The following is a 21,041-nucleotide window of genomic DNA, read 5'->3' on the forward strand; positions in this document are numbered from 1 at the left end:
TCGCTCGTATCGGCTGAAGAAGAATGGCGTTGAAAGCTGGCGCGGATAATAACAGGGTTGCCAATCCTGTCGCTGACACTGGTCGACTGGTTTTTGCAGCGTGCGCCATGCCCAGGGCGGCGTCTCAACATTTTGCACAATGATATTTTCCATTTGAGCAATATCGTTCCGGCAACCGTCTACAGTTGGTCAGTAGGAACAGTGCACTTCTCGGTGCAGCCGCTGACTATAAGAAGAGGGGGTGTTCATATTGCGTATCAGCAAACCCTGTGGCGATGTGTCGCCAAAGCGGGCCTGGGCCGCTAATCGCCCGGCAGATGAAAATTTAGCTGCCCGACCAGCGGCACTTTTTGACGCTCGCGCTAGTCTTAGCGTGGATCGCGGTGACGGACGTCACTTCACCTGTCTACGCTATCCTTGTGCGAGACTCACGCAGGAATCCAGCGCAATATGAATGTCCTGATCGTTGATGACGACCCCCTTGCCCGCGAGCGCCTGAGCCGAATGGTTGGCGAACTCGAGGGATACAGTGTCCTGGAGCCCAGCGCCACGAACGGCGAAGAAGCGTTGGCACTGATCGACAGCCACAAGCCGGATATCGTGCTGCTCGATATCCGCATGCCAGGCCTCGATGGCCTGCAAGTGGCCGCGCGATTGTGCGAACGCGAAACCCCGCCCGCCGTGGTGTTTTGCACCGGGCCCGATGAATTTGCCGTGGAAGCCTTACAGGCCAGCGCCGTAGGCTATCTGGTGAAACCTGTGAGAACTGAACATTTACATGACGCGTTAAAAAAGGCCGAACGCCCCAATCGTGTTCAACTCTCGGCCCTGACACGGCCGGCCGCCGAAAGTGGCAGTGGCCCACGCAGCCATATCAGCGCCCGCACCCGCAAAGGGATCGAGCTGATTCCGCTGGATCAAGTGGTCTACTTCATTGCCGATCACAAATACGTGACCTTGCGCCACGAAGCCGGCGAAGTGTTGCTCGATGAACCGCTCAAGGCCCTTGAAGACGAATTCGGTGACCGTTTCGTGCGCATCCACCGCAACGCACTGGTCGCTCGCGAGCGCATCGAACGCTTGCAACGAACGCCTCTGGGGCATTTTCAGCTGTTCCTCAAAGGCTTGAACGGCGATGCATTGATCGTCAGTCGGCGCCATGTGGCCGGCGTACGGAAGATGATGCAACAGCTTTAATTCGCTGGGCGCAGACGAATTTCACACCCGATTGCCGGACATCCGGGGCCAGGGAGGCCGAGTAGTTTCTGATACAAGTCAAAGTGGATTTGGCTGAGCTGTTATTATCCGCCGTATCTATTCAGTACGGATTTATCCATGTCCTCTCGCCAAATCCGCATCGCCACCCGCAAAAGTGCTCTCGCCCTGTGGCAGGCCGAATACGTCAAAGCCCGCCTGGAGGAGGCCCACCCGGGTCTGCTCGTGACCTTGGTGCCCATGGTCAGTCGCGGCGACAAGCTGCTCGACTCGCCGCTGTCGAAAATCGGCGGCAAGGGCCTGTTCGTCAAGGAACTGGAAACCGCGCTGCTGGAAAACGAAGCCGACATCGCCGTGCACTCCATGAAAGACGTGCCGATGGACTTCCCCGAAGGCCTCGGTCTGTTCTGCATCTGCGAGCGCGAAGACCCGCGCGACGCATTTGTCTCCAATACCTACGCCAGCCTCGATGAGTTGCCGCAAGGCAGCATCGTCGGCACGTCGAGCCTGCGCCGTCAGGCCCAGTTGCTGACCCGTCGCCCGGACCTGGAAATCCGCTTCCTGCGCGGTAATGTGAACACGCGCCTGGCCAAGCTCGATGCCGGTGAATACGACGCCATTATTCTCGCCGCGGCCGGTTTGATCCGACTGGGTTTTGAAGATCGCATCACCTCGGCCATCAGCGTCGACGACAGCCTGCCGGCCGGTGGCCAAGGCGCGGTGGGGATCGAGTGCCGGACTGCCGACAGCGAAATTCACGCCCTGCTGGCGCCGCTGCACCATCTGGACACCGCCACTCGCGTGACCGCCGAACGTGCCCTCAACAAACATCTGAATGGCGGTTGCCAGGTGCCGATCGCCTGCTACGCCGTGCTGGAGGGCGAGCAGGTCTGGTTGCGTGGCCTGGTGGGCGATCCGAGCGGCGGTCTGTTGCTCAGTGCCCAGGCTCGCGCGCCGCGTGGCGATGCCGAAGCTTTGGGTGTGCAAGTGGCCGAAGACCTTTTGAGCCAGGGCGCCGCCGACATCCTCAAAGCGGTTTACGGCGAGGCAGGTCACGAGTGACAGGCTGGCGCCTACTGCTGACGCGTCCCGCGGATGAGTCGGCGGCGCTGGGCGATCTGTTGGCCGGGCAGGGGATTTTCAGCAGCAGCCTGCCGCTTTTGGACATCGTGCCGATCCCGGCCTCTGACACAATGCGCGATGTGATCCGGGCGCTGGATCGCTACTGCGCGGTGATCGTGGTCAGCAAACCCGCTGCGCGAATCGGTGTCGACCTGATCGAGCAGTTTGGCGCGCAAGCACCGTTAGTGAAGTGGTTCAGTGTCGGCGCGGCGACGGCGCAGATCCTTGAGGATCACGGCCTGGACGTGAGCTTCCCCGAGGGCGGCGATGACAGCGAAGCCTTGCTCGAACTCGCAGCGTTGCTCGAGGCTATCGCGTGCCCTGATCCGCGGGTATTGATCCTGCGCGGCGAGGGCGGGCGCGAACTGCTGGCCGAGCGCTTGCGCGAGCGAGGTGCTAGTGTCGAGTATCTGGAACTGTATCGTCGCGAGCTGCCGCAATACCCGCCGGCAGCGCTGCCGGACCTGATTGAAGCGGAACACCTGAACGCACTGGTGGTCAGCAGTGGACAGGGTTTTGGGCACCTGCATCAACTGGCTGGCGATGCCTGGCCGCAGTTGGCGCGGTTGCCGTTGTTTGTACCAAGCCCCAGGGTCGCCGAGCTGGCACAAGCTGCCGGTGCCCTGACAGTTGTGGATTGTCGTGGCGCGAGTGCCGCGGCTTTGCTGACGGCGTTACGGGAGTATCCCGAACCCGTTCTCTAATGCAAAGGATGGATACGTGAGCGAAACAGCCTTGCCTAAAGATGACTCGCGGCCTGTGCTTGATGCACCGGTTGATGCTCCTGTTAATGAAATGCCGCCTCCCCCTGCTGCACAGCCTGGGCGAGGCAATGGGCTGGCAATCGTCGCGCTGCTGCTGGGCGCCGCCGGTGTTGCGGTAGGTGGTTGGGGAGTCTGGCAGGTGCGTCACCTGCAAACGAGCAACCAGCAGCAGTTGAGCCAGGTTCAGGCGTTGAGCGATGAGGCGCAAAGCCTGAAGCTCAATGAACAGCGCCTGAGCGCGCGTCTTGAGCAACTGCCCGGCGCCGATGTGCTGGAAGAGCGCAGCCGTCTGGTGATCCAGTTGCAGGGTGATCAGCAGCGACTCAATCAACGTCTGGAAACCGTCCTCGGCGCCAGCCGCAAGGACTGGCGTCTGGCTGAAGCCGAGCACCTGTTGCGTCTGGCCAGCCTGCGTCTTTCGGCGTTGCAGGACATCAGCAGCGCCCAGGCCCTGGTGCAGGGCGCCGATGAAATTCTCCGCGAACAGAATGACCCCGGTTCCTTCGCCGCCCGCGAGCAAGTGGCCAAGACGCTGGTGGCCTTGCGCAGCACCGAGCAGCCGGATCGCACCGGTTTGTTCCTGCGCCTGGGTGCGCTGCGCGATCAAGTCATCAGCCTCACCGAGCTGGCACCCGAGTACAAGGATCGCGGCGAATCGCTGCTGGGCCTGACCGCCGATGGCGATGGCGCCAGCCGCTGGGCGCAATGGTGGGATCAGATCTCGCGCTACATCCGCATCGATTTCAACGCCGACAAAAATGTACGCCCACTCTTGGCCGGGCAGAGCCTGAGCCAGGTGCGCCTGGCGCTGAGCCTGGCACTGGAGCAGGCGCAATGGGCCGCGCTCAACGGTCAGGCCGCGGTTTACAGCCAGGCGCTGGATGAGGCGCGGGATGTGCTCAAGGGCAACTTCAACCCGGACAACCCGCAGAGCAAAGTGATGCTTGAACAGGTGGCGGAGCTGAGCAAGCAACCGGTCACTGTGGTCACCCCGGACCTGACCGGCACGCTGAGCGCGGTTCAGGGTTATCTGGAGCGACGTAACGTCAATGCCGAAGACTCGATCAAACCGCTGGCCAAACCTGCCACCCAGGAGGCCACGCCATGAAACGCCTCTATGTGATCGTGTTCCTGGTCATTGCCGCCGCCGCTGCGTTGGGGCTGGCGATCGCCGAGCATTCCGGTTACGTGCTGATCGCCTACAAGAGCTTCCGCTTCGAATCGAGCCTGTGGGCAACCCTGGCGCTGCTGGCGGTTCTCTGGCTGGTGTTCTGGGGCATCAAGGCGTTGATCGAACTGGTGACGACCTCCGGTGGCGTGGTCAATCCCTGGTCGCGGCGTAATCGCAGTCGCCGGGTTCAGGTAGCGATCGAACATGGTCAACTGGACCTGGCCGAAGGTCGCTGGGCCAGCGCGCAGCGTCATTTGCATCGAGCTGCGGAAGCCGAGCGGCAACCGTTGCTGTACTACCTCGGTGCAGCGCGTGCGGCGAACGAACAAGGACATTACGAGGAGAGCGACAACCTGCTGGAGCGCGCGCTTGAGCGTCAGCCTCAGGCGGAATTGGCAATTGCCTTGAACCACGCACAATTGCAGACCGATCGCGGCGATACCGACGGCGCCCTGTCGACCCTGCAAGCGATGCACGAGCGTCACCCTCATAACGCCCAGACCCTGCGCCAGTTGCAACGCCTGCATCAGCAGCGGGGCGACTGGTCGGCAGTCATTCGCCTGCTGCCGGAACTGCGCAAGGACAAAGTTCTGCCACCCGCGGAACTGGCCGAACTGGAGCGCCGCGCCTGGGGCAAGAATCTGTCCTTGGCGGCGCATCAGGAAGAGGACGGCACCGTCGGCTTGCAATCGCTCAATCGCGCCTGGCAGCAACTGACGTCGGCTCAGCGTCAGGAGCCTCAGTTGGTGCTCGCCTATGCCGAACAGCTGCGGCAACTGGGTGCGCAGGTCGAGGCCGAAGAAGTCTTGCGCACAGCCCTCAAGCGCAACTACGACAGTCACCTGGCGCGCCTCTACGGATTGGTTCGCGGCAGTGATCCGACTCGTCAGCTTCAGCTTGCCGAAGGTTGGCTCAAGGATCATCCCGCCGATCCGAGCCTGTTGCTGACTTTGGGGCGTCTGTGTCTGCAATCCAGCCTGTGGGGCAAGGCCCGGGACTATCTGGAAAGCAGTCTGCGCGCACAACGCAACCCTGAAGCCTGCGCCGAACTCGCGCGGCTGCTCGCGCAAATGGGTGATACCGAGCGTAGCAACCAACTGTTCCAGGAAGGCCTGGGCCTGCTGGATGAGCGCTTGTTGTCGGCGCCGCTGCCGGTGCCGGTTCACGCTTGATAGCTATTCAAAGGCATTGCATGGAAGGCAGTTCAGAGCGGTGAAATTCGCTCTGTTTTTGTCTTCCTATTGCCTCTTAAGCAAAGTCCTACAAAGGACTACATCTGATCCTGTAGCTCCTGTCGGGATTTCCCTACATTCCCGCTGAAGTGTCGCTGGCGACCCGCCTTGAAAGGCTGGCGCGCTTTCCTCTACCGTAGCCGTCGGTCCTTAATTGTTACGGAAAAGCCATGTCGTTGGCCTGCTCACGCTCCTTGTTCTTCACGGTTTTCGTTACGGGCGCCCTGGTGCTGGGCGCGTCTTACTATCTGGAATATGCCGTCGGCCTCACGCCCTGTGGCTTGTGTCTGTTGCAACGGGTTTGCCTGGCGTTGCTGACCGGTGTCAGCCTGATGGCTGCCGTGCAGGGGCCTGGTCAACTCGGTGCCTTCCTGTATTGGTTGTTGGGTCTGCTCTGCAGCCTGGCAGGTACGGCCACGGCGTGGCGGCAGGTGTTGTTGCAAAGTGACCCGGTGCATCAGCTGTCGGCCTGCGCGCCGAATCTGACAGAGCCGTTCGCCAACGCGCCGTGGACGTGTGTCATGCAGCAGATGTTCAAAGGCACGGTCGACTGTGTGCAGATCACCTGGACGCTGTTCGACTTGAGCATTCCGGAGTGGAGTCTGCTGTTCTTCGTCGCGATGATGATTCTGTGTGTTTACCAGCTGCTGCGCCTTGTCTGGACCGCTTTGCAACGACCGCTCAGCGGCGAGTCGTCGCACCGGGCCTTTGTGCGTGATTAAACACTTGTATGAACTTTATCGCGTGCGTACCTTGAAGCCACAGTCGCGCGGGCATAATCTGGCCCGCACGTGTCATTGGAATTCTGTTGCTCGATGACGCTCTGTCCGACCGCCCATTACAAGAGGCGAGCGGGCATAGAGCAGCTGACCCACAAGGGAAGAGAGATCACCATGCTCGAAAGTTGTCAGAATGCTCAGGAACGCTGGGGTGGAGTGCACCTTCTGATCGATCGCTGGTTGCAGGAACGCAAAGAGCTGATCGATGCATACGACAAGCTCGGCGCCACACCTGAAACGCTGGGCGAGAACCGAAAGCCTTTGCAGGAATTCTGCGGCGTGCTGGTCGATTACGTCTCTGCCGGGCACTTCGAGATCTATGAGCAGCTGACGGGGGAGGCCAAGGCCTTCAACGACAAGCGAGGCCTGGAACTCGCCGAGACCATCTACCCGCGCATCGACGTCATCACCGAGAAGCTTCTCGCGTTCAACGACCTGTGCGATGAAGGAAAGTGTGTCGCAGAGAAGTTCAAGGAACTCGGCGGCCTGTTGCATGAACGCTTCGAACTGGAAGATTGCCTGATCGAAGTGCTGCACACCGCTCACAAGGAAACCGATTCGGTCCAGGCCTGAAGCGCTTTCCCGCAAGCCCCCGAAACGGCGTGCCAAGGCACGCCGTTTTTCATTTGCGCTGTCAGCTGGTAGCGCCGCGTAATTCGACTTCAAATACCAATGGGGTGAACGGCGCGATCAGGTCGCCGGCGCCATCTGCGCCATAGGCTTGTGCCGATGGAATCACCAGACGCCATTTCGCGCCGACCGGCATGTTCTGCAATGCGCTGCGCCAGCCGCTGATCACGCTGTCGAGACTGAACCATTGTGGCTGGCTGTTCTGGTCGAACACGGTGCCGTCGGGAAGGCGTCCGATGTACAGCACCTGCACTTTTCCGTTCGGTCCGGCCTTGGCGCCAGTACCGGGCGCCAACTCGGTCAGCAGAATTCCATCAGCCAGTTCACGAACGCCGGGCTTGGCTTTTTCCTCGGTGAGAAAACGTTGCTCGTTTTCCAGCGCCCGCTCGCTTTGTGGTGCGGGTGTCTGCATGGCGACCCGGGCTTCGTGCTCTGTGAGAATCTGCTCGATCTGCTCGTCTTTCAACGCCAGTGGCTTGCCTTGATAGGCTTGCTGCAAACCTTCGACCAGCGCCTTGAGTTGCAGGTCGGGAACCTCCTGGCGCAGGCGTTCACCCAGGCTCGCACCCAGGCTGTAAGCGAGATCGTGGGCGTCATTTTCCTGGGTTTTTTCGGCGGCCTGAGCAGCCGAAAAAATTACGCACAGCGATAAAAAAAGGTAGCGCGACATGGGCACTCTCCAGCCTGAGATGCGGGCGATTATGCCAGTGTGAATGCCCACAAAGGTGAACTGCTTTTTGCGTCGACGAAGAAGATTTTCGTTCGTTTGCAACGCACCGCTTTCGATAGTGTCAACATGCCCTAGCGGCGGTTGCAGCAGAGGTCTAGTATGAGCCGCAACTCACTTCAGCCAGGAGGTAAACCATGTCGGCCACCAAGAAGCCAGTAAACACTCCGTTGCACCTGCTCCAACAACTCTCGAGCAGCCTGCTCGAGCATCTGGAAACCGCTTGTTCCGAAGCCTTGGCTGATGCTGAAAAACTGCTCGCCAAGCTGGAAAAGCAGCGCGGAAAAGCGCAGGAGAAATTGCACAAATCCCGCACCAAATTGCAGGACGCTGCAGCGGCCGGCAAGGCCAAGGCACAAGCCAAAGCCAAGGACGGAGTGAAAGAACTTGAGGACCTGCTCGATGCTCTCAAAGAGCGTCAGTCGGACACTCGCGGCTACATCCTGCAACTCAAGCGCGACGCTCAAGAAAGCCTGAAACTGGCCCAGGGTGTCGGTCGTGTACAAGAGGCTGTCGGCAAGGCGCTGTCCCTGCGTGCGGCCAAGCCTGCTGCGGCTCCTGTGAAGAAAGCCGCTGCCAAACCGGCTGCTGCAAAAGCACCGGCCAAGCCTGCCGCCAAACCGGTTGCCAAGGCACCGGTGAAAGCCGCAGCCAAGTCTGCTGCCAAACCTGCAGCGAAAAAACCAGCTGCGGCCAGCGCTGCAAAACCAGCGGCTAGAACTGCCGCTGCGAAGCCTGCTGCTGCCAAACCGACTGCTGCAAAAACAGCGGCTGCCAAACCTGCCACGGCGAAAACCGCTGCAGCAAAACCAGCGGCAAAACCGGCTGTAAAAACTGCTGCCAAACCAGCGGCAAAACCTGCCGTAAAAGCCGCTGCAAAACCTGCTGCTAAAACCGCTGCGGCGAAGCCTGCTGCCAAGCCGGCCGCCAAACCTGTTGCAGCCAAAACCGCAGCCAAGTCGGCGGCAAAAACCGCAGCCAAACCAGCAGCCAAACCTGCTGCGAAAGCAGCGGCTAAACCAGCTGCCAAACCGGCCGCTAAAACCGCTGCCGCGAAACCTGCCACTGCCGCCAAACCGGCAACTGCCAGCGCCGCGAAACCTGCCGCATCCAAACCCGCTGCCAAGCCAGCCGCTGCCAAGCCTGCTGCAAAACCCGCGGCCAAACCTGCTGCTAAACCAGCAGCCAAACCGGCAGTGAAAAAACCGGTTGTTGCCAAGCCAGCGACTGCCCCTGTTGCCAAGCCGGCTACCCCGGCTCCAGCTGCGGCACCTGCTTCGACAGCCTCCACCTCGACAGCTTCGCCAGCACCAACGCCGGCCGCTGTTCCGAGCGCAGCAATCTCCACCCCAACCAGCGCTTCCTAAGTGCCGGTTACCGCGACGCGCAGCTGATGCAGCGCGTCGCGGTCGAGGTGGGCGGCGTCCGCCGCCACACCTTCCAGCCAGGCCGATAGATCGGTCTTCTCTTCTTGCGGCCAGTTCTGCGCCGATCGTCCCAGTCGCTGTAACAGATGCCGCTCGGCTTCCAGCTCCAACGACTTCACTTGCTCACGCAATCTGCTCAGCTCGGCGTCCTTCGTGGAGGCGTCTTTCCATTGCATGCGCAATGCCCGCAACGGTCGCACGACATCAGCGTCCCAGGACGTGGTTTCACTGCGAAGTTGCTGCAAGCGTTGTTCGTTGCAGGCGATGCCTCGTTGGCCAAGCCATGCCGCGCACAGCAACAGACACACATTGACCCCCGTCGACTGTAATTGCAGGCAAGCCTGCTCGACGCCCGGTTTGGCGTAAGTGCTGAGGGAAAAGCTCCACAGGTCAGAGGACATAGTGCTACTCGCGCCAGTTGCGAGCGAAGCTGGTAGACTCCGCCGCCATTATGATTCGACTTCAGAACCTGACTTTACAGCGTGGCCCGCAACGTCTGCTAGAAGACGCCGAGTTGACGCTGCACGCCGGCCAGAAAGCCGGCCTCATCGGTGCCAACGGCGCCGGCAAATCGAGCCTGTTCGCCTTGCTTCGGGGTGAGTTGCACCCGGACTCGGGCGATTGCTTCCTGCCGGCCGACTGGCGTATCGCCCACATGCGCCAGGAGGTCGACACGCTCGAACGCCTGGCGGTCGACTACGTGCTCGATGGCGACCTGCGCCTGCGCCAGGTGCAACACGACCTGGCGGCAGCCGAAGCGGCCCATGATGGTGTCGCTCAGGCCCGCCTGCACTCCGAACTCGACAGCGCCGACGGTTACACCGCCGACGCCCGGGCGCGCAAGTTGCTGGCCGGTCTGGGCTTCACCAATGAGCAGATGGATCGTCAGGTCGGAGATTTCTCCGGTGGCTGGCGGATGCGTCTGAACCTGGCGCAGGCGTTGATGTGTCCTTCGGACCTGTTGCTGCTCGACGAACCGACCAACCACTTGGACCTCGACGCCATCATCTGGCTCGAAGAGTGGCTCAAAAGCTATCCCGGCACCTTGATGCTGATTTCCCACGACCGGGATTTCCTCGATGCCGTGGTCGATCATGTCGCGCACGTTGATCAGCGCAAAATCACTCTTTATCGCGGTGGCTACAGCGCCTTCGAGCGTGCCCGTGCCGAACGTCTGGCCCAGCAACAGCAGGCTTACGAGAAGCAGCAAGTGCAACGTGCGCACATGGAAAGCTACATCGCCCGCTTCAAGGCCCAGGCCACCAAGGCCCGGCAGGCCCAGAGCCGGATCAAGGCACTGGAGCGGATGGAAGAGCTGACCGCGGCCCACGTCGATTCGCCGTTCGACTTCGTTTTCCGCGAATCGCAGAAAATCTCCAGTCCGCTGATCGACCTGTCCGATGCCCGTCTGGGTTACGGCGACAAAGCCGTACTGGAGAAGGTCAAGCTGCAACTGACCCCGGGTGCGCGGATCGGCTTGCTTGGCCCGAATGGCGCCGGTAAATCGACCCTGATCAAAAACCTTGCTGGCGAACTGTCGCCGCTGGCCGGCCGGTTGACCCGTGGCGAGAACACCGTCGTCGGTTACTTCGCCCAACATCAGCTCGACTCGCTGGATTCCAAGGCGAGCCCGCTGCTGCACTTGCAACGCCTGGCACCGACCGAGCGCGAGCAGACCTTGCGCGACTTCCTCGGTGGTTTCGACTTCCGTGGCGCGCGGATCGACGAGCCGGTGCTGAATTTCTCCGGTGGCGAGAAAGCACGTCTGGCCCTGGCGTTGATCGCCTGGGATCGTCCGAACCTGCTTCTGCTCGACGAACCGACCAACCACCTGGACCTGGAAATGCGTCTGGCGCTGACCATGGCCCTGCAGGAATTCAGTGGTGCGGTATTGGTGGTCTCCCACGACCGTCACCTGCTCAAAAGCACCACCGACAATTTCTATCTGGTGGCGGACGGCAAAGTCGAGGAATTCGACGGCGATCTGGAGGACTACACCCGCTGGTTGGTGGAGTATCGCCAGCGCAATGCGCCGGTCAGCAACACGCCGGTCAACCCGGACAAGACTGACAAGAAAGCCCAGCGTCAGGCCGCTGCTGCATTGCGTCAGCAACTGGCGCCGCACAAGCGCGAAGCTGACAAGCTTGAAGCCGAACTCGGCAAGCTCCACGAAAAACTGGCGAAGATCGATACCAGCCTCGGCGACAGCGATATCTATGAGCCAGCGCGCAAGAACGACTTGCGTGACCTGTTGGCGGAGCAAGCCAAGCTGAAGGTGCGTGAAGCGGAACTGGAAGAAGCCTGGATGGAAGCGCTGGAACTGCTGGAAAGCATGCAGGCGGAGCTGGAGGCGCTGTCCTGATGGACGCCTTCAAGCTGCCGCTGCCGGCCATGTGGGTCGAGCCGATCTGGCTCGGCGTGCAAATCCTGCTGATTCTGCTGGCCGGCTACATCGCCCAGCGTTTCGTTGCCAAATGCCTGACTCGTCTCGGTGAGCGCTACCCGTTTCCGCCACAGTTGCTGATGCCGCTACGCGGTGGCCTGCGCTGGCTGATCATGGGCAGTGCGCTGATTTTCGTGCTGGAGCGCCTCGGGGTTTCGGCCACGGTGCTGTGGACTGCGTTGTCGGGGTTTGTCGCGGTCGCGGCGGTGGCGTTTTTCGCCATGTGGAGCGTGCTCTCCAATCTGCTGTGCGCGATCCTGATTTTCACCGTCGGCCCGTTCCGTCTCGGCGATGTGGTCGAGTTGGTGGACACCACCGACAAGCCCGGCGTCAAAGGTCGGGTGGTAGCGATCAATCTGCTTTACACCACATTGATCGAGGCTGAAGAGCTGGGCACCGGCAGCGCCATGGTGCAAGTGCCCAATAGCCTGTTCTTCCAGCGTTCGGTTCGGCGCTGGCGCGGGACGGATGTTTTCCCGTCGAGCGGTTTTGAGAAGTAGGCCAACTAAAGGTCAAAAACCTAAAGATCGCAGCCTTCGGCAGCTCCTACAGGGAAACGCGTTCCAATGTAGGAGCTGCCGAAGGCTGCGATCTTTTGCTTTTGACCTGCAAAAAATCAGTAGTCATCGCCCCAAAGCCGCATTAGCTTAGACGTCTGTTACGAGTCCGAGTCGAGGTGTGCAATGGAGCTTCAAACATGGCTGGCGTTTTTTGCCGCCTGCTGGGTGATCAGCCTGTCTCCCGGTGCCGGCGCCATTGCGTCGATGTCCAGTGGTCTGCAATACGGGTTCTGGCGCGGTTACTGGAACGCCCTGGGCCTGCAATTGGGCCTTGCGGTGCAGATCGCCATTGTCGGCGCCGGTGTGGGCGCGATTCTTACAGCTTCGGCCTCTGCCTTCTACGCGATCAAATGGTTCGGTGTGGCGTACCTGGTCTATCTCGCCATCAAGCAATGGCGCGCGCTGCCCAGCGACATGAGCGATGACGCGGCCGTGCGCCAGATCGGCAAGCCGATGGCCCTGGTGTTCCGTGGTTTCCTGGTGAACATCAGCAACCCCAAGGCACTGGTGTTCATGCTCGCGGTGTTGCCGCAGTTCATCGATCCGCATGCGCCACTGCTGATCCAGTACGTGATCATCGGTGTGACCATGATCTGCGTCGATCTGATCGTCATGGCCGGGTACACCGGGTTGGCGTCCAAGGTGCTGCGCCTGTTGCGCACGCCCAAACAGCAGAAGCGCATGAACCGCACTTTTGCCGGCTTGTTCATCGGCGCGGCCGCGTTCATGGCAACGTTGCGCAAAGCGGCGGTATAAAAGCGTCAGGCACAAAAAAGGCGACCTTTTCAGGTCGCCTTTTTCATTTCGGGCATCAGCGCAAAATGACCGGTGCGGTATCCGCCGGCAGGTTGTTGCGCAATGGGGCCTGCCCAGGTTGCTCGTAACCGCCGCCGAGCTGTTGGCTCAATTGCGCCGCAACGTCCTCACCGAGCGCCTTGGACACATCGCGCACGACGCGCGGGCGGTTCAGGGAGACCTTGATGTCGCGACCGTTTACCAGCTTGGTGTCCTGACCTTCGCCCATCGCCGTGAAGGCCGAGGTGATTTCGTAGGTACGGGTGTTGATCAGGCTGAAATCCGCCACCAGTGTCAGCCCCAGCACCGCGGAATGACTGTCGGTGTTGGCCAGTTCGGTAACGTCGCGGGTGAAGTCGATGTCCGACACCGTGCCGAACAGCACGTAATCGGCACCTTTGAAGTTGCCAGCCTTGATGCGCTTGATCACATCGTAGATGTCACCCTTGGACGCGGCCGTGTATGGCGTGCCCTGCACCAGCTGGAACATTCCGGTACGAAGGATTTCGCCCTTGATATCGCCGGTGAATTTGCGCAGCTCGGCTTGTTCGATGTAGCTGGTGGTGGCCTCGATCTCGTTGTAGTTCGACGACCCGCTGGCACCGTAGTAACTATGGTTGTAGTTGTTCTGGGCCGAGACGATGTGGATGTACTGTTCCACCCGCTCTTGATACGCCAGATCCGTGACCGCGACCTTCGGGGCTGCCTGCACGCCGAACGCACAGGCCAGGGCCATCAAGCCAATCCATGCACGCATTGATTAGCGCTCCGTGGTCTTGCGGATCTCTTTTTCGTCCATCCACTCGGCCAGACCGCTTTCAACGTCGATCAGTTGCAGGCTGAATTTGTAGAAGACGTCCTTGTAGTCGCTGCTGCGCTTGACGATCGAGCTGATCGAACCTTCAAGGCGATACTTGGCAGCGACCATGTTGCCGGTCTTGGCTACGGTGCTCTTCTTGTACAGGCCGCTCTGGTTTTGCAGCTTCAGCTGGTCAACCTGGCTCTGCATCTGGGTGTTGTCGCTGGCGAAGCGGGCGGTGCCGGTCTTCATCAGTTGAGTCTTGATGCTGGTGGTGATTTCGCGGGTGTCGATGTACTCGCTGGTCTTGTTCTTCACGTCATAGACCTGCACCACCGGGCGGCCCTGCAGAATGCCGGACTGGGCCAGGGAACGGGTCATGGTTTCGGCGATCATTTGCAGATCGGTCGAACCGAATTCGTTGGTCACGGTTTCAACCGCTTTGGTGTCGCCGTAGCTGATGTTCTTGCTGCCCAGGGTTGGCGAGGTATTGGCGCAACCACTGGCGAGCAGGGCGATGACAGCGATGAAAGAAAAGCGTGCAAACATGGGAGTGCTCTCTAAAACGGGAATAGGGTGTCGTGCTTAAGGCGTCTTGATTTCCAGACGGAAATCCACGGCTTTGGCAGTCGGTGCGATGGCCTGAATGAAACTGGTCTGTTCGCCGTACATCAACTGGCTCTTCCAGGTTTCCTCTTCGGCAATCGGAAAGCCTTCAGGGCCGAGCCAGGCGAAGCGGTAGTAGAAGGTCTTGTTGTTGTAGCTGGTGTTGCTCAGCTGCGTATTGACCGTCATGAAGCCGTTTTCCCGGGCCACGCGCATGGCACCGACCACGATGTTCTTCAGTTTGCCTTGGGCCACGACTTTGCTGGCGGCACTGCCCGGCTCCGGTGGTGGCGGGGTGGCGCAGCCGGCCAGCAGGGCCAGACCGAGGACAGCGATGAATTTGAAGCGCATGCAAAGACTCCGTTCTTAAGGTTTGGCGAGGCTGGCCACGGCGGTCGGGCTGGCGCTCGGGGTCACATGGGCGGCGACGCCGCTGGCGAACACCTGGTTGCCCACGGCACGCAGGCTGATCACCTGATAACGCTGATCGACCGTGACTTTCACCGTCGAGCCACCCACCACGTTCGGTAGTGTGACTTGGTGTTCGCCCTTTTTCAGACGCAGACGCACCACTTGGGTGTTGTCGGGCAGCGTGCGCCACGTACGGGTATCGGCGCCTTCGAGCACAGCTGAAGTGATGCCGACCGCCAGACCCGCCAGCGGGTTGGTTTCGTTGATCTTCTTCTGCGCCACGCCACGGGTCACCGCGCGAACGGTAGTGCGCACGATGATGCCCGGCATATCGTCTCGCAGGGCGCGTTGGGACATGGCCGTGGTGCTGTTGAGTTGCGTCAGGTAGAGCTGCTGACCGTCCACGCCGATCTGGGCAAACGTGGCGGTGGAGGTGTCAGGCTTGATGACCGGGAACGACAATGGGGTGATCACCACGCTACCGCTGATCGGCAGCGGCAGCGGAATGCGGATCGAATCCCGGGCCGGCGCCAGACCGCTTTGCACGACGATCAGGATATCGCTGTCTTCATCCTTGGTGCCTTTCTTGTCGAGGTCCTTCAACGCCTGCTCCAGCAGTGGAGTGTTCGGGCGTAGTTCGGCGGCTTTGCGATAACCCGGCGCGGCCAGGTCTTTTTCACCCAGGGCTTCATAGACGAAACCGGCCAGATAATGGCTGAACGCGCTCTGGTAGCTGTTTTTCAGGCCGACCACTTCCGGCGCATCGAGGCTGGCGACCGGGTAACCCTGCAAGTCCTTGTACTGAGTGGTGATGCCTTCTTTCTCGGCTTCCTCTTCACTCTTGAGGTATTCCTTGTCCCGCAGATCGGCGATCACGGCTTCGCGTTCATGGGTTTTCTTGATCGCGGTACGCGCGCCGTCGAAGTCGTTCAGCGCCAGAAGGTTGAGGGCCATCTGCGTGGTCAACATCACTTTTTCGTAGTCGTAGCCTTCGTAGCGACGAACCTTGTCGTTCACCAGGAAACTGCCGAACTGGGCCAGATACTTGGCCGAATCAATCTTGACCGAGTCCTCCCACTTGCCCACCACCTGATCGGCGCTGGTCCAGGCATTCTGGCTACCCGACAGGTCACCCTTGGCGCGCAGCAGCTCGCCTTTCTCGAAGTAATAGAGCAGATCCTTGTCTTCGCCGGTGTTGTTCTTTTCCAGCAGGGTCAGGGCGGCGTCGACATTGCCGGTGGCCAATTGCTGGTTGGTCTGTGCGAGTTCGGAATCGTAGTTACGGAAGGCGGAACAGCCGGAGAGCAGCGTGACAGCGCTGAGCGCGATCGCGGTAAGGGCGCGGGATGCCATGGCGGGTACTTCTTCCCTGAGTTTTTGCAGCCACGCGTGCTGGTCGGGCTGATGGGACCCACTGACGAGGATGTTGGCGTCCTGCCAGTTCCTCAAACATGAGGAGCTTTAATGCCGTCTCGCGGTCGCGAGGGCGCGGCATTATAAACATGGATAGTGGCAATGCAGTGGCTTTTTGCTTTTATTTTATCGTCTTGTGCCACCACTCATTCCCGACCGGACACACGGCTTTCAGGGGAAAGGGCTGGCTGAAAGGCAATGCCGTTGACGTAAATCCGATCACCCAAAGCCCGTAGACCGATGACCTGATGGTTCTGATCGATGCGGACTTTTAGCGGCGCAGCGCCGGGGGCATTTGGCAGGCTGAGCAGATGGTCGCCTTTTTTCAGGCGCAGTCGTGCCACCAGCGTGAGATTCGGCAAAGTACGCCAGGTTCGGGTGTCTGCGTGTTCGAAGCCGTCATAGTGAGTGACATACGACGCTTTGCTCGGGTCGCGTCGATTGTCAGTGCCCTGCACAGACGCGGCCAGATAGGCGCGATAGGCCGTGCGCTGAATGATGCCTGGCATGTCGTCGCGCAACGTGCGCAGCGACATATCGGTGATGCTGTTCACGGGGATCAGCTTCTGTTTGCGGCCATCGATGCTCATCTGGGTGAAGGCCGAGGTTGAGGTGTCGGGCACCATGACCGGAAAAGAAACGTTGGCAACAATGACCTGATTGTCCTCCAGGCGCACCGGGTACGGGACGCGAACCGAACTGCGCGCTGGCGCCAGTCCACTTTGGACGATGATCAGGACATCGCTTTCATCAGCCTTGGCTCGGGGCTTGTCGAGATCGCGCAATGCCTGTTCGAAGAAAGGCAGGTCGGGTCGCAGTTCAATGGCATGGCGATAACCCGGGGCGGCGAGATCGCGTTCGCCGAGGGCTTCATAGGTAAACCCGGCCAGATAGTGGCTGAACGCACTTTGGTAGCCGTTTTTCAGGGCGATCACTGCGGGGGCGTCGAGGGTCAGCACCGGATAGCCCTGCAAATCCTTGTAATGCACGCGAACGCCCCGGGCCTTGGCTTCCTCTTCTATCCGCTCGTATTCCTGTTCCCGTTGCCGGGCAATAAGGGCCTCGCGTTCGTGGGTTTTTTTGATGTCGGCCCTGGCGCCGTCGAAGTCATTGACCGCTAACTGGTTGAGCGCCATTTGTGTGGTCAGCATGACTTTTTCGTAGTCGTAGCCATCGTAGCGACGCAGCTTGTCGTTGATGATACTGCCCCAGTGATCACCCATCGCGGACAGGAGTTTCGTCCCGGTGGACTCGACCGTGTCCTGGCGCTGGATCACCATCTGTTCGGCGCTGCGCCAGGCCACCTGACTTTGCGGCAGAGCCCCTGCCGCACTCAGCACAGCGCCCTTTTCGAAATAATAAAGCAGGTCTTTTTCTTCTCCAGGATTGTGCACTTCAAGCAACGAGAGGGCGCCTTGAGGATTACCGGATTTAAGCTGCTCGGTAGTTTGCTCCAGCTCGAGATCGTAGTTGCGGTAGGCAGCACAACCGCTCAGTTGCAGGGCAGTGCAGAGCAGCAGAGAGAAAAAGACGCGTGATCCCATGAGCGATGATTCTTCCTTGAGCATGACCAGCGGATGGTGGCAATTTGAGGTCAAATGTACACGCCGCTGCGCAGGAAATGCCAACAAAGCTTGAGTGAAAGTCATTGGGAGGGAACAATATGTTACTTCGTGTTTCCAATTGAGATTCATTCATGATTGCCCCCTCTCGTTTCCTGGCCTGGCTGCTAGCGCCGGTGTTTGCCTTGTGCAGTTTCAACCTGCTGGCGGACACGGTGGAAGGCGCACCGCAAGCCCTGCATTTACTCGACTACATCGGTGCGGACTACCCGGAAGCGGTGCAGGCAGGCAAGGTCGTCAACGAGTCCGAATATCGCGAGCAACTTGAGTTCGCCCAGGCTTTGCAAGGATTGGTGGCGGCAATGCCGGCCAAACCGGAAAAGGCCGCGCTGGAGCAGGGCATCGGCGCGCTGCGCAACGCGATCGCCGCGCGCCAGGAGGGCGCTGACGTCGCCCGTCAGGCGCGGCAACTCGGCGCGAAACTGGCCGTGGCCTATGAGGTCAGCCAGGCGCCGATCATTACCCCGGACCCGACCCGTGGTGCGCCGCTGTACGCTCAGCACTGTTCGGTGTGCCATGGCGATACTGGTGCGGGCGACGGCCCGGCAGGCGTCGGCCTGACGCCACCACCGGCCAATCTGCGCGATAACGCACGTCTTGATCACCTGAGTCTCTACGCGATCTACAACACCCTCGGCCTCGGGGTTGAAGGCACCGACATGCCGGCCTTCGCCGATCAGCTGGATGATCGTCAGCGTTGGGACCTGGCCACTTACATCGCCAGCTTCAGTGCCGATCCGGCTACCGCCAATGGCGACAAGGTCTACAACATTGCCGATCTGGCCCGTCAGACGCCGTCCGAAGTGCAGGCCGCTGACGGCCCGCAAGCCGCCGCGACGTTCCGCGCGCAACGGGCGCAGCCGCCGCAGGTCAAGCGTGGCCCGGCGCAGTTGCTCGACTACACCGCTGCGACCCTGGACAAGAGCGTCACGGCCTACCGCGCCGGCGATCACGATCAGGCCTATGACCTGTCGGTAGCGGCGTACCTGGAAGGCTTCGAACTGGTCGAAAGCTCCCTGGACAACGTCGACGCCAACGTGCGCAAGGACACCGAAAAGTCGCTGATGGCTTATCGTCAGTCGCTGCAGGACGGCCTGCCGATCGATCAGGTCGAGCAGCGTCTGGAAGCAGCCAAGGCGAAGTTGAAGACGTCTGCCGGTTTGCTGGGCAGCGATGGCTTGAGCTGGTCGCTGAGCTACATCTCCGGCTTGCTGATTCTGCTGCGTGAAGGCCTGGAAGCGATTCTGGTGCTGGCGGCGATCCTCGCTTTCCTGCGCAACACTGGCCAGCAGTCGGCGGTGCGCAGCGTTAACGTCGGTTGGGGGCTGGCGCTGCTGGCCGGTCTGGGAACCTGGGCACTGGCGGCTTATGTGATCGATGTCAGCGGTTCACAGCGTGAATTGCTGGAAGGTGCGACGGCGCTGTTCGCCAGCGTCATGGTGCTGTGGCTCGGCGTGTGGATGCACGACCGTCGTCACGCCGCGGCCTGGCAGGATTACATCAAGAGCAGCCTGGTGGGCGGCGGCGGGCGCTTCGGCTTTGCGATCCTGGCGTTCTTCTCGGTCTATCGCGAACTGTTCGAAGTGATCCTGTTCTACGAAACCCTGTGGTTGCAGGCAGGTCCGGCAGGCCATGACGCGGTGCTGGCCGGTGGTGCCACGGCGCTGGTGCTGTTGGTAGGTCTGGCGTGGGTGATCCTGCGCGGTTCGGCAAAACTGCCGTTGACGCTGTTCTTCAGCATCAACGCCGCGCTGCTCTGCGCATTGTCGGTGGTGTTCGCCGGGCATGGCGTGAAAGCGTTGCAGGAAGCCGGGATCTTTGGCACGCGACCTGTGCCGTTCTTCGAGTTCGACTGGCTGGGGATTCATGCGGATGCGTATTCGCTGACGGCTCAAGCGGTGGCGATCGCTGCGATTGTTGTGTTGTATGGTCGTAGCTGGGTGACTGAGAAGCGTCGGGTGCAGGTTTCCTGATCGAGTAATTCTTTAAAAGATCGCAGCCTTCGGCAGCTCCTACAGGTGTACGTTAACCCCTGTAGGAGCTGCCGAAGGCTGCGATCTTTTGCTTTTAGGAGGAAAAACATGCGCGTGTGGATCGATGCCGACGCCTGCCCCCGGGCGGCCAAGGATCTGGTGGTGAAATTCGCCCTCAAGCGTAGCTTTGAAGTGGTGCTGGTGGCCGGGCAGCCGCAGATAAAGCCGGGGCTGGCGCTGGTCAAGCTGGTCGTGGTGCCGAGCGGCCCGGACGCTGCCGATGACTATCTGGTGGAGCACGCGGTTCCCGGTGAACTGGTCATTTGCAGCGATGTGCCGCTGGCCGACCGTCTGGTGAAGAAGGGCGTTGCTGCGCTGGACCCACGGGGCAAGGAGTTCGATGCGCAGAACATGGGTGATCGGTTGGCGGTGCGCAACCTGTTCACCGATTTGCGCGAGCAAGGGCAGATGAGCGGCGGCCCGGCGCCCTTTGGCGAGCGCGAGAAGCAGGCGTTTGCCAATGCGCTGGACCGGATTTTGACCCGGTTGTCGCGCAAAGCCTGAAAAGATCGCAGCCTTCGGCAGCTCCTACAGGTGTACGGCAATCCCTTGTAGGAGCTGCCGAAGGCTCGGGCCGCGATCGGACGATCTTTTGATCTTGTTTTTTACTCGTCGTTTTCGTGGGTCAGTTCGAGCACGCGGTCGACCAGTTTGTTGATCCCGCCCGCTGCTTCACTGATCGATTGCGCCAGCATGTACGCCGGAGTACTCACCAGTTTGCGTGCCTTGTCTTCAACGATGTCGCTGACGCCGCACTCTTTGTGGGTGGCACCCATCTTGTTCAGCGCTGCCGCCGTTTCGGTATCGTTGCCGATAGTGCAGGTCACGCCAGGACCGTAGATTTTCGCCGCCAGTGCCGGCGAAATGCAGATCAGGCCGACCGGTTTGCCGGCTTCGGCAAATGCTTCGGTCAGGGCCAGGACTTCCGGTTGCACGGTGCAACCGGTGCCTTCGATGGCGAAGTTGGAGAGGTTCTTGGCCGAACCGAAACCGCCAGGAATGATCAGCGCATCGAAATCCTCGGCGTCTGCTTCGCGGATGTCCTTGATCTCGCCGCGAGCGATGCGCGCCGACTCCACCAGCACATTGCGCGACTCGGGCATTTCTTCGCCGGTCAGGTGGTTGATCACGTGCAACTGCGCGATGTTCGGTGCGAAGCACTGCACCTGCGCGCCACGCTGGTCCAGGCGCAGCAGCGTAATGACGCTCTCATAGATCTCGGCGCCGTCGTACACGCCACAACCGGAAAGGATCACTGCAACTTTTTTGCTCATGGGCTTTTCTCCAGATTC

The 21,041-nt window shown here is 60.5% G+C and carries 21 protein-coding genes; 13 read left to right on the top strand and 8 right to left on the bottom strand.

The window, feature by feature from the left end:
• Window positions 1-450 precede the first annotated feature (450 nt).
• From ACM110_RS22700 to rsd, 7 genes are all read left to right on the top strand, one after another.
• Window positions 451-1,197, top strand: coding sequence for a LytR/AlgR family response regulator transcription factor (locus ACM110_RS22700; RefSeq protein WP_075946453.1), 747 nt, complete (start codon window positions 451-453; stop codon window positions 1,195-1,197).
• 138 nt (window positions 1,198-1,335) lie between these two features.
• Entirely contained in the window at window positions 1,336-2,277 is a 942-nt protein-coding gene (gene hemC / locus ACM110_RS22705; RefSeq protein ID WP_416129526.1) for a hydroxymethylbilane synthase, read from the top strand.
• Window positions 2,274-3,041 carry a uroporphyrinogen-III synthase gene (locus ACM110_RS22710; protein WP_416129527.1) on the top strand — a complete coding sequence of 256 codons (768 nt, stop codon included), beginning with the start codon at window positions 2,274-2,276 and terminating at the stop codon, window positions 3,039-3,041. The genes hemC and ACM110_RS22710 overlap by 4 nt, the downstream gene beginning before the upstream one ends.
• A gap of 16 nt (window positions 3,042-3,057) precedes the next feature.
• Window positions 3,058-4,209: a uroporphyrinogen-III C-methyltransferase gene (locus tag ACM110_RS22715; protein WP_416129528.1), complete on the top strand. Its 1,152-nt coding sequence runs from the start codon at window positions 3,058-3,060 to the stop codon at window positions 4,207-4,209.
• On the top strand, window positions 4,206-5,444 hold the full coding sequence (locus ACM110_RS22720) for a heme biosynthesis protein HemY (RefSeq protein ID WP_416129529.1): 1,239 nt from the start codon (window positions 4,206-4,208) through the stop codon (window positions 5,442-5,444). The genes ACM110_RS22715 and ACM110_RS22720 overlap by 4 nt, the downstream gene beginning before the upstream one ends.
• A gap of 230 nt (window positions 5,445-5,674) precedes the next feature.
• Window positions 5,675-6,226, top strand: coding sequence for a disulfide bond formation protein B (locus ACM110_RS22725; protein ID WP_416129530.1), 552 nt, complete (start codon window positions 5,675-5,677; stop codon window positions 6,224-6,226).
• 171 nt (window positions 6,227-6,397) lie between these two features.
• A complete protein-coding gene (gene rsd, locus ACM110_RS22730; RefSeq protein ID WP_416129531.1) occupies window positions 6,398-6,856 on the top strand; it encodes a sigma D regulator in 459 nt (152 codons plus the stop codon).
• A 61-nt stretch (window positions 6,857-6,917) separates the two neighbouring features.
• On the opposite strand, the gene ACM110_RS22735 is transcribed toward rsd, so the two are convergent.
• Complete coding sequence (locus ACM110_RS22735) at window positions 6,918-7,583, bottom strand: FKBP-type peptidyl-prolyl cis-trans isomerase (RefSeq protein WP_416129532.1); 666 nt, start codon at window positions 7,581-7,583, stop codon at window positions 6,918-6,920.
• 194 nt (window positions 7,584-7,777) lie between these two features.
• Here ACM110_RS22735 and ACM110_RS22740 point away from each other — a divergent pair, with 194 nt between their 5' ends.
• Window positions 7,778-9,007: an AlgP family protein gene (locus ACM110_RS22740; RefSeq protein WP_416129533.1), complete on the top strand. Its 1,230-nt coding sequence runs from the start codon at window positions 7,778-7,780 to the stop codon at window positions 9,005-9,007.
• On the opposite strand, the gene ACM110_RS22745 is transcribed toward ACM110_RS22740, so the two are convergent.
• Window positions 9,004-9,468, bottom strand: coding sequence for a TIGR02444 family protein (locus tag ACM110_RS22745; protein ID WP_416129534.1), 465 nt, complete (start codon window positions 9,466-9,468; stop codon window positions 9,004-9,006). The genes ACM110_RS22740 and ACM110_RS22745 overlap by 4 nt on opposite strands.
• A gap of 50 nt (window positions 9,469-9,518) precedes the next feature.
• On the opposite strand from ACM110_RS22745, the gene ACM110_RS22750 reads away from it, so the two are divergent.
• From ACM110_RS22750 to ACM110_RS22760, 3 genes are all read left to right on the top strand, one after another.
• Entirely contained in the window at window positions 9,519-11,429 is a 1,911-nt protein-coding gene (locus tag ACM110_RS22750; RefSeq protein ID WP_416129535.1) for an ATP-binding cassette domain-containing protein, read from the top strand.
• The gene (locus tag ACM110_RS22755; protein ID WP_169842972.1) at window positions 11,429-12,010 is read left to right on the top strand and encodes a mechanosensitive ion channel family protein; all 582 of its coding nucleotides are present in this window, start codon (window positions 11,429-11,431) and stop codon (window positions 12,008-12,010) included. The genes ACM110_RS22750 and ACM110_RS22755 overlap by 1 nt, the downstream gene beginning before the upstream one ends.
• A 183-nt stretch (window positions 12,011-12,193) precedes the next feature.
• On the top strand, window positions 12,194-12,826 hold the full coding sequence (locus ACM110_RS22760; RefSeq protein ID WP_416129536.1) for a LysE family transporter: 633 nt from the start codon (window positions 12,194-12,196) through the stop codon (window positions 12,824-12,826).
• 55 nt (window positions 12,827-12,881) lie between these two features.
• Here ACM110_RS22760 and ACM110_RS22765 read toward each other — a convergent pair whose 3' ends face one another.
• The 5 genes from ACM110_RS22765 to ACM110_RS22785 all read right to left on the bottom strand — a co-directional run bounded on the left by ACM110_RS22765 (window position 12,882) and on the right by ACM110_RS22785 (window position 17,638).
• Window positions 12,882-13,622 (bottom strand): penicillin-binding protein activator LpoB, encoded by a 741-nt coding sequence (locus ACM110_RS22765; protein ID WP_416129537.1) that lies wholly within the window; start codon window positions 13,620-13,622, stop codon window positions 12,882-12,884.
• Between the two features lie 3 nt (window positions 13,623-13,625).
• On the bottom strand, window positions 13,626-14,213 hold the full coding sequence (lpoB, locus tag ACM110_RS22770; protein WP_416129538.1) for a penicillin-binding protein activator LpoB: 588 nt from the start codon (window positions 14,211-14,213) through the stop codon (window positions 13,626-13,628).
• Between the two features lie 36 nt (window positions 14,214-14,249).
• Window positions 14,250-14,621, bottom strand: coding sequence for a DUF1425 domain-containing protein (locus ACM110_RS22775; RefSeq protein WP_416129539.1), 372 nt, complete (start codon window positions 14,619-14,621; stop codon window positions 14,250-14,252).
• Window positions 14,622-14,636: 15 nt separating this feature from the next.
• Entirely contained in the window at window positions 14,637-16,034 is a 1,398-nt protein-coding gene (locus tag ACM110_RS22780) for a COG3014 family protein (RefSeq protein WP_416129540.1), read from the bottom strand.
• A 206-nt stretch (window positions 16,035-16,240) separates the two neighbouring features.
• The gene (locus tag ACM110_RS22785; protein ID WP_416129589.1) at window positions 16,241-17,638 is read right to left on the bottom strand and encodes a COG3014 family protein; all 1,398 of its coding nucleotides are present in this window, start codon (window positions 17,636-17,638) and stop codon (window positions 16,241-16,243) included.
• A 152-nt stretch (window positions 17,639-17,790) separates the two neighbouring features.
• Here ACM110_RS22785 and ACM110_RS22790 point away from each other — a divergent pair, with 152 nt between their 5' ends.
• Both ACM110_RS22790 and ACM110_RS22795 read left to right on the top strand, forming a co-directional pair.
• Window positions 17,791-19,689 carry an FTR1 family protein gene (locus tag ACM110_RS22790; protein ID WP_416129541.1) on the top strand — a complete coding sequence of 633 codons (1,899 nt, stop codon included), beginning with the start codon at window positions 17,791-17,793 and terminating at the stop codon, window positions 19,687-19,689.
• 108 nt (window positions 19,690-19,797) lie between these two features.
• Complete coding sequence (locus tag ACM110_RS22795) at window positions 19,798-20,253, top strand: YaiI/YqxD family protein (protein WP_416129542.1); 456 nt, start codon at window positions 19,798-19,800, stop codon at window positions 20,251-20,253.
• 101 nt (window positions 20,254-20,354) lie between these two features.
• Here ACM110_RS22795 and elbB read toward each other — a convergent pair whose 3' ends face one another.
• The gene (gene elbB, locus ACM110_RS22800) at window positions 20,355-21,023 is read right to left on the bottom strand and encodes an isoprenoid biosynthesis glyoxalase ElbB (protein ID WP_416129543.1); all 669 of its coding nucleotides are present in this window, start codon (window positions 21,021-21,023) and stop codon (window positions 20,355-20,357) included.
• Window positions 21,024-21,041 lie beyond the last annotated feature (18 nt).

The organism is Pseudomonas sp. NFX98 (genome assembly GCF_047784845.1).
Taxonomy (GTDB): Bacteria; Pseudomonadota; Gammaproteobacteria; order Pseudomonadales; family Pseudomonadaceae; genus Aquipseudomonas.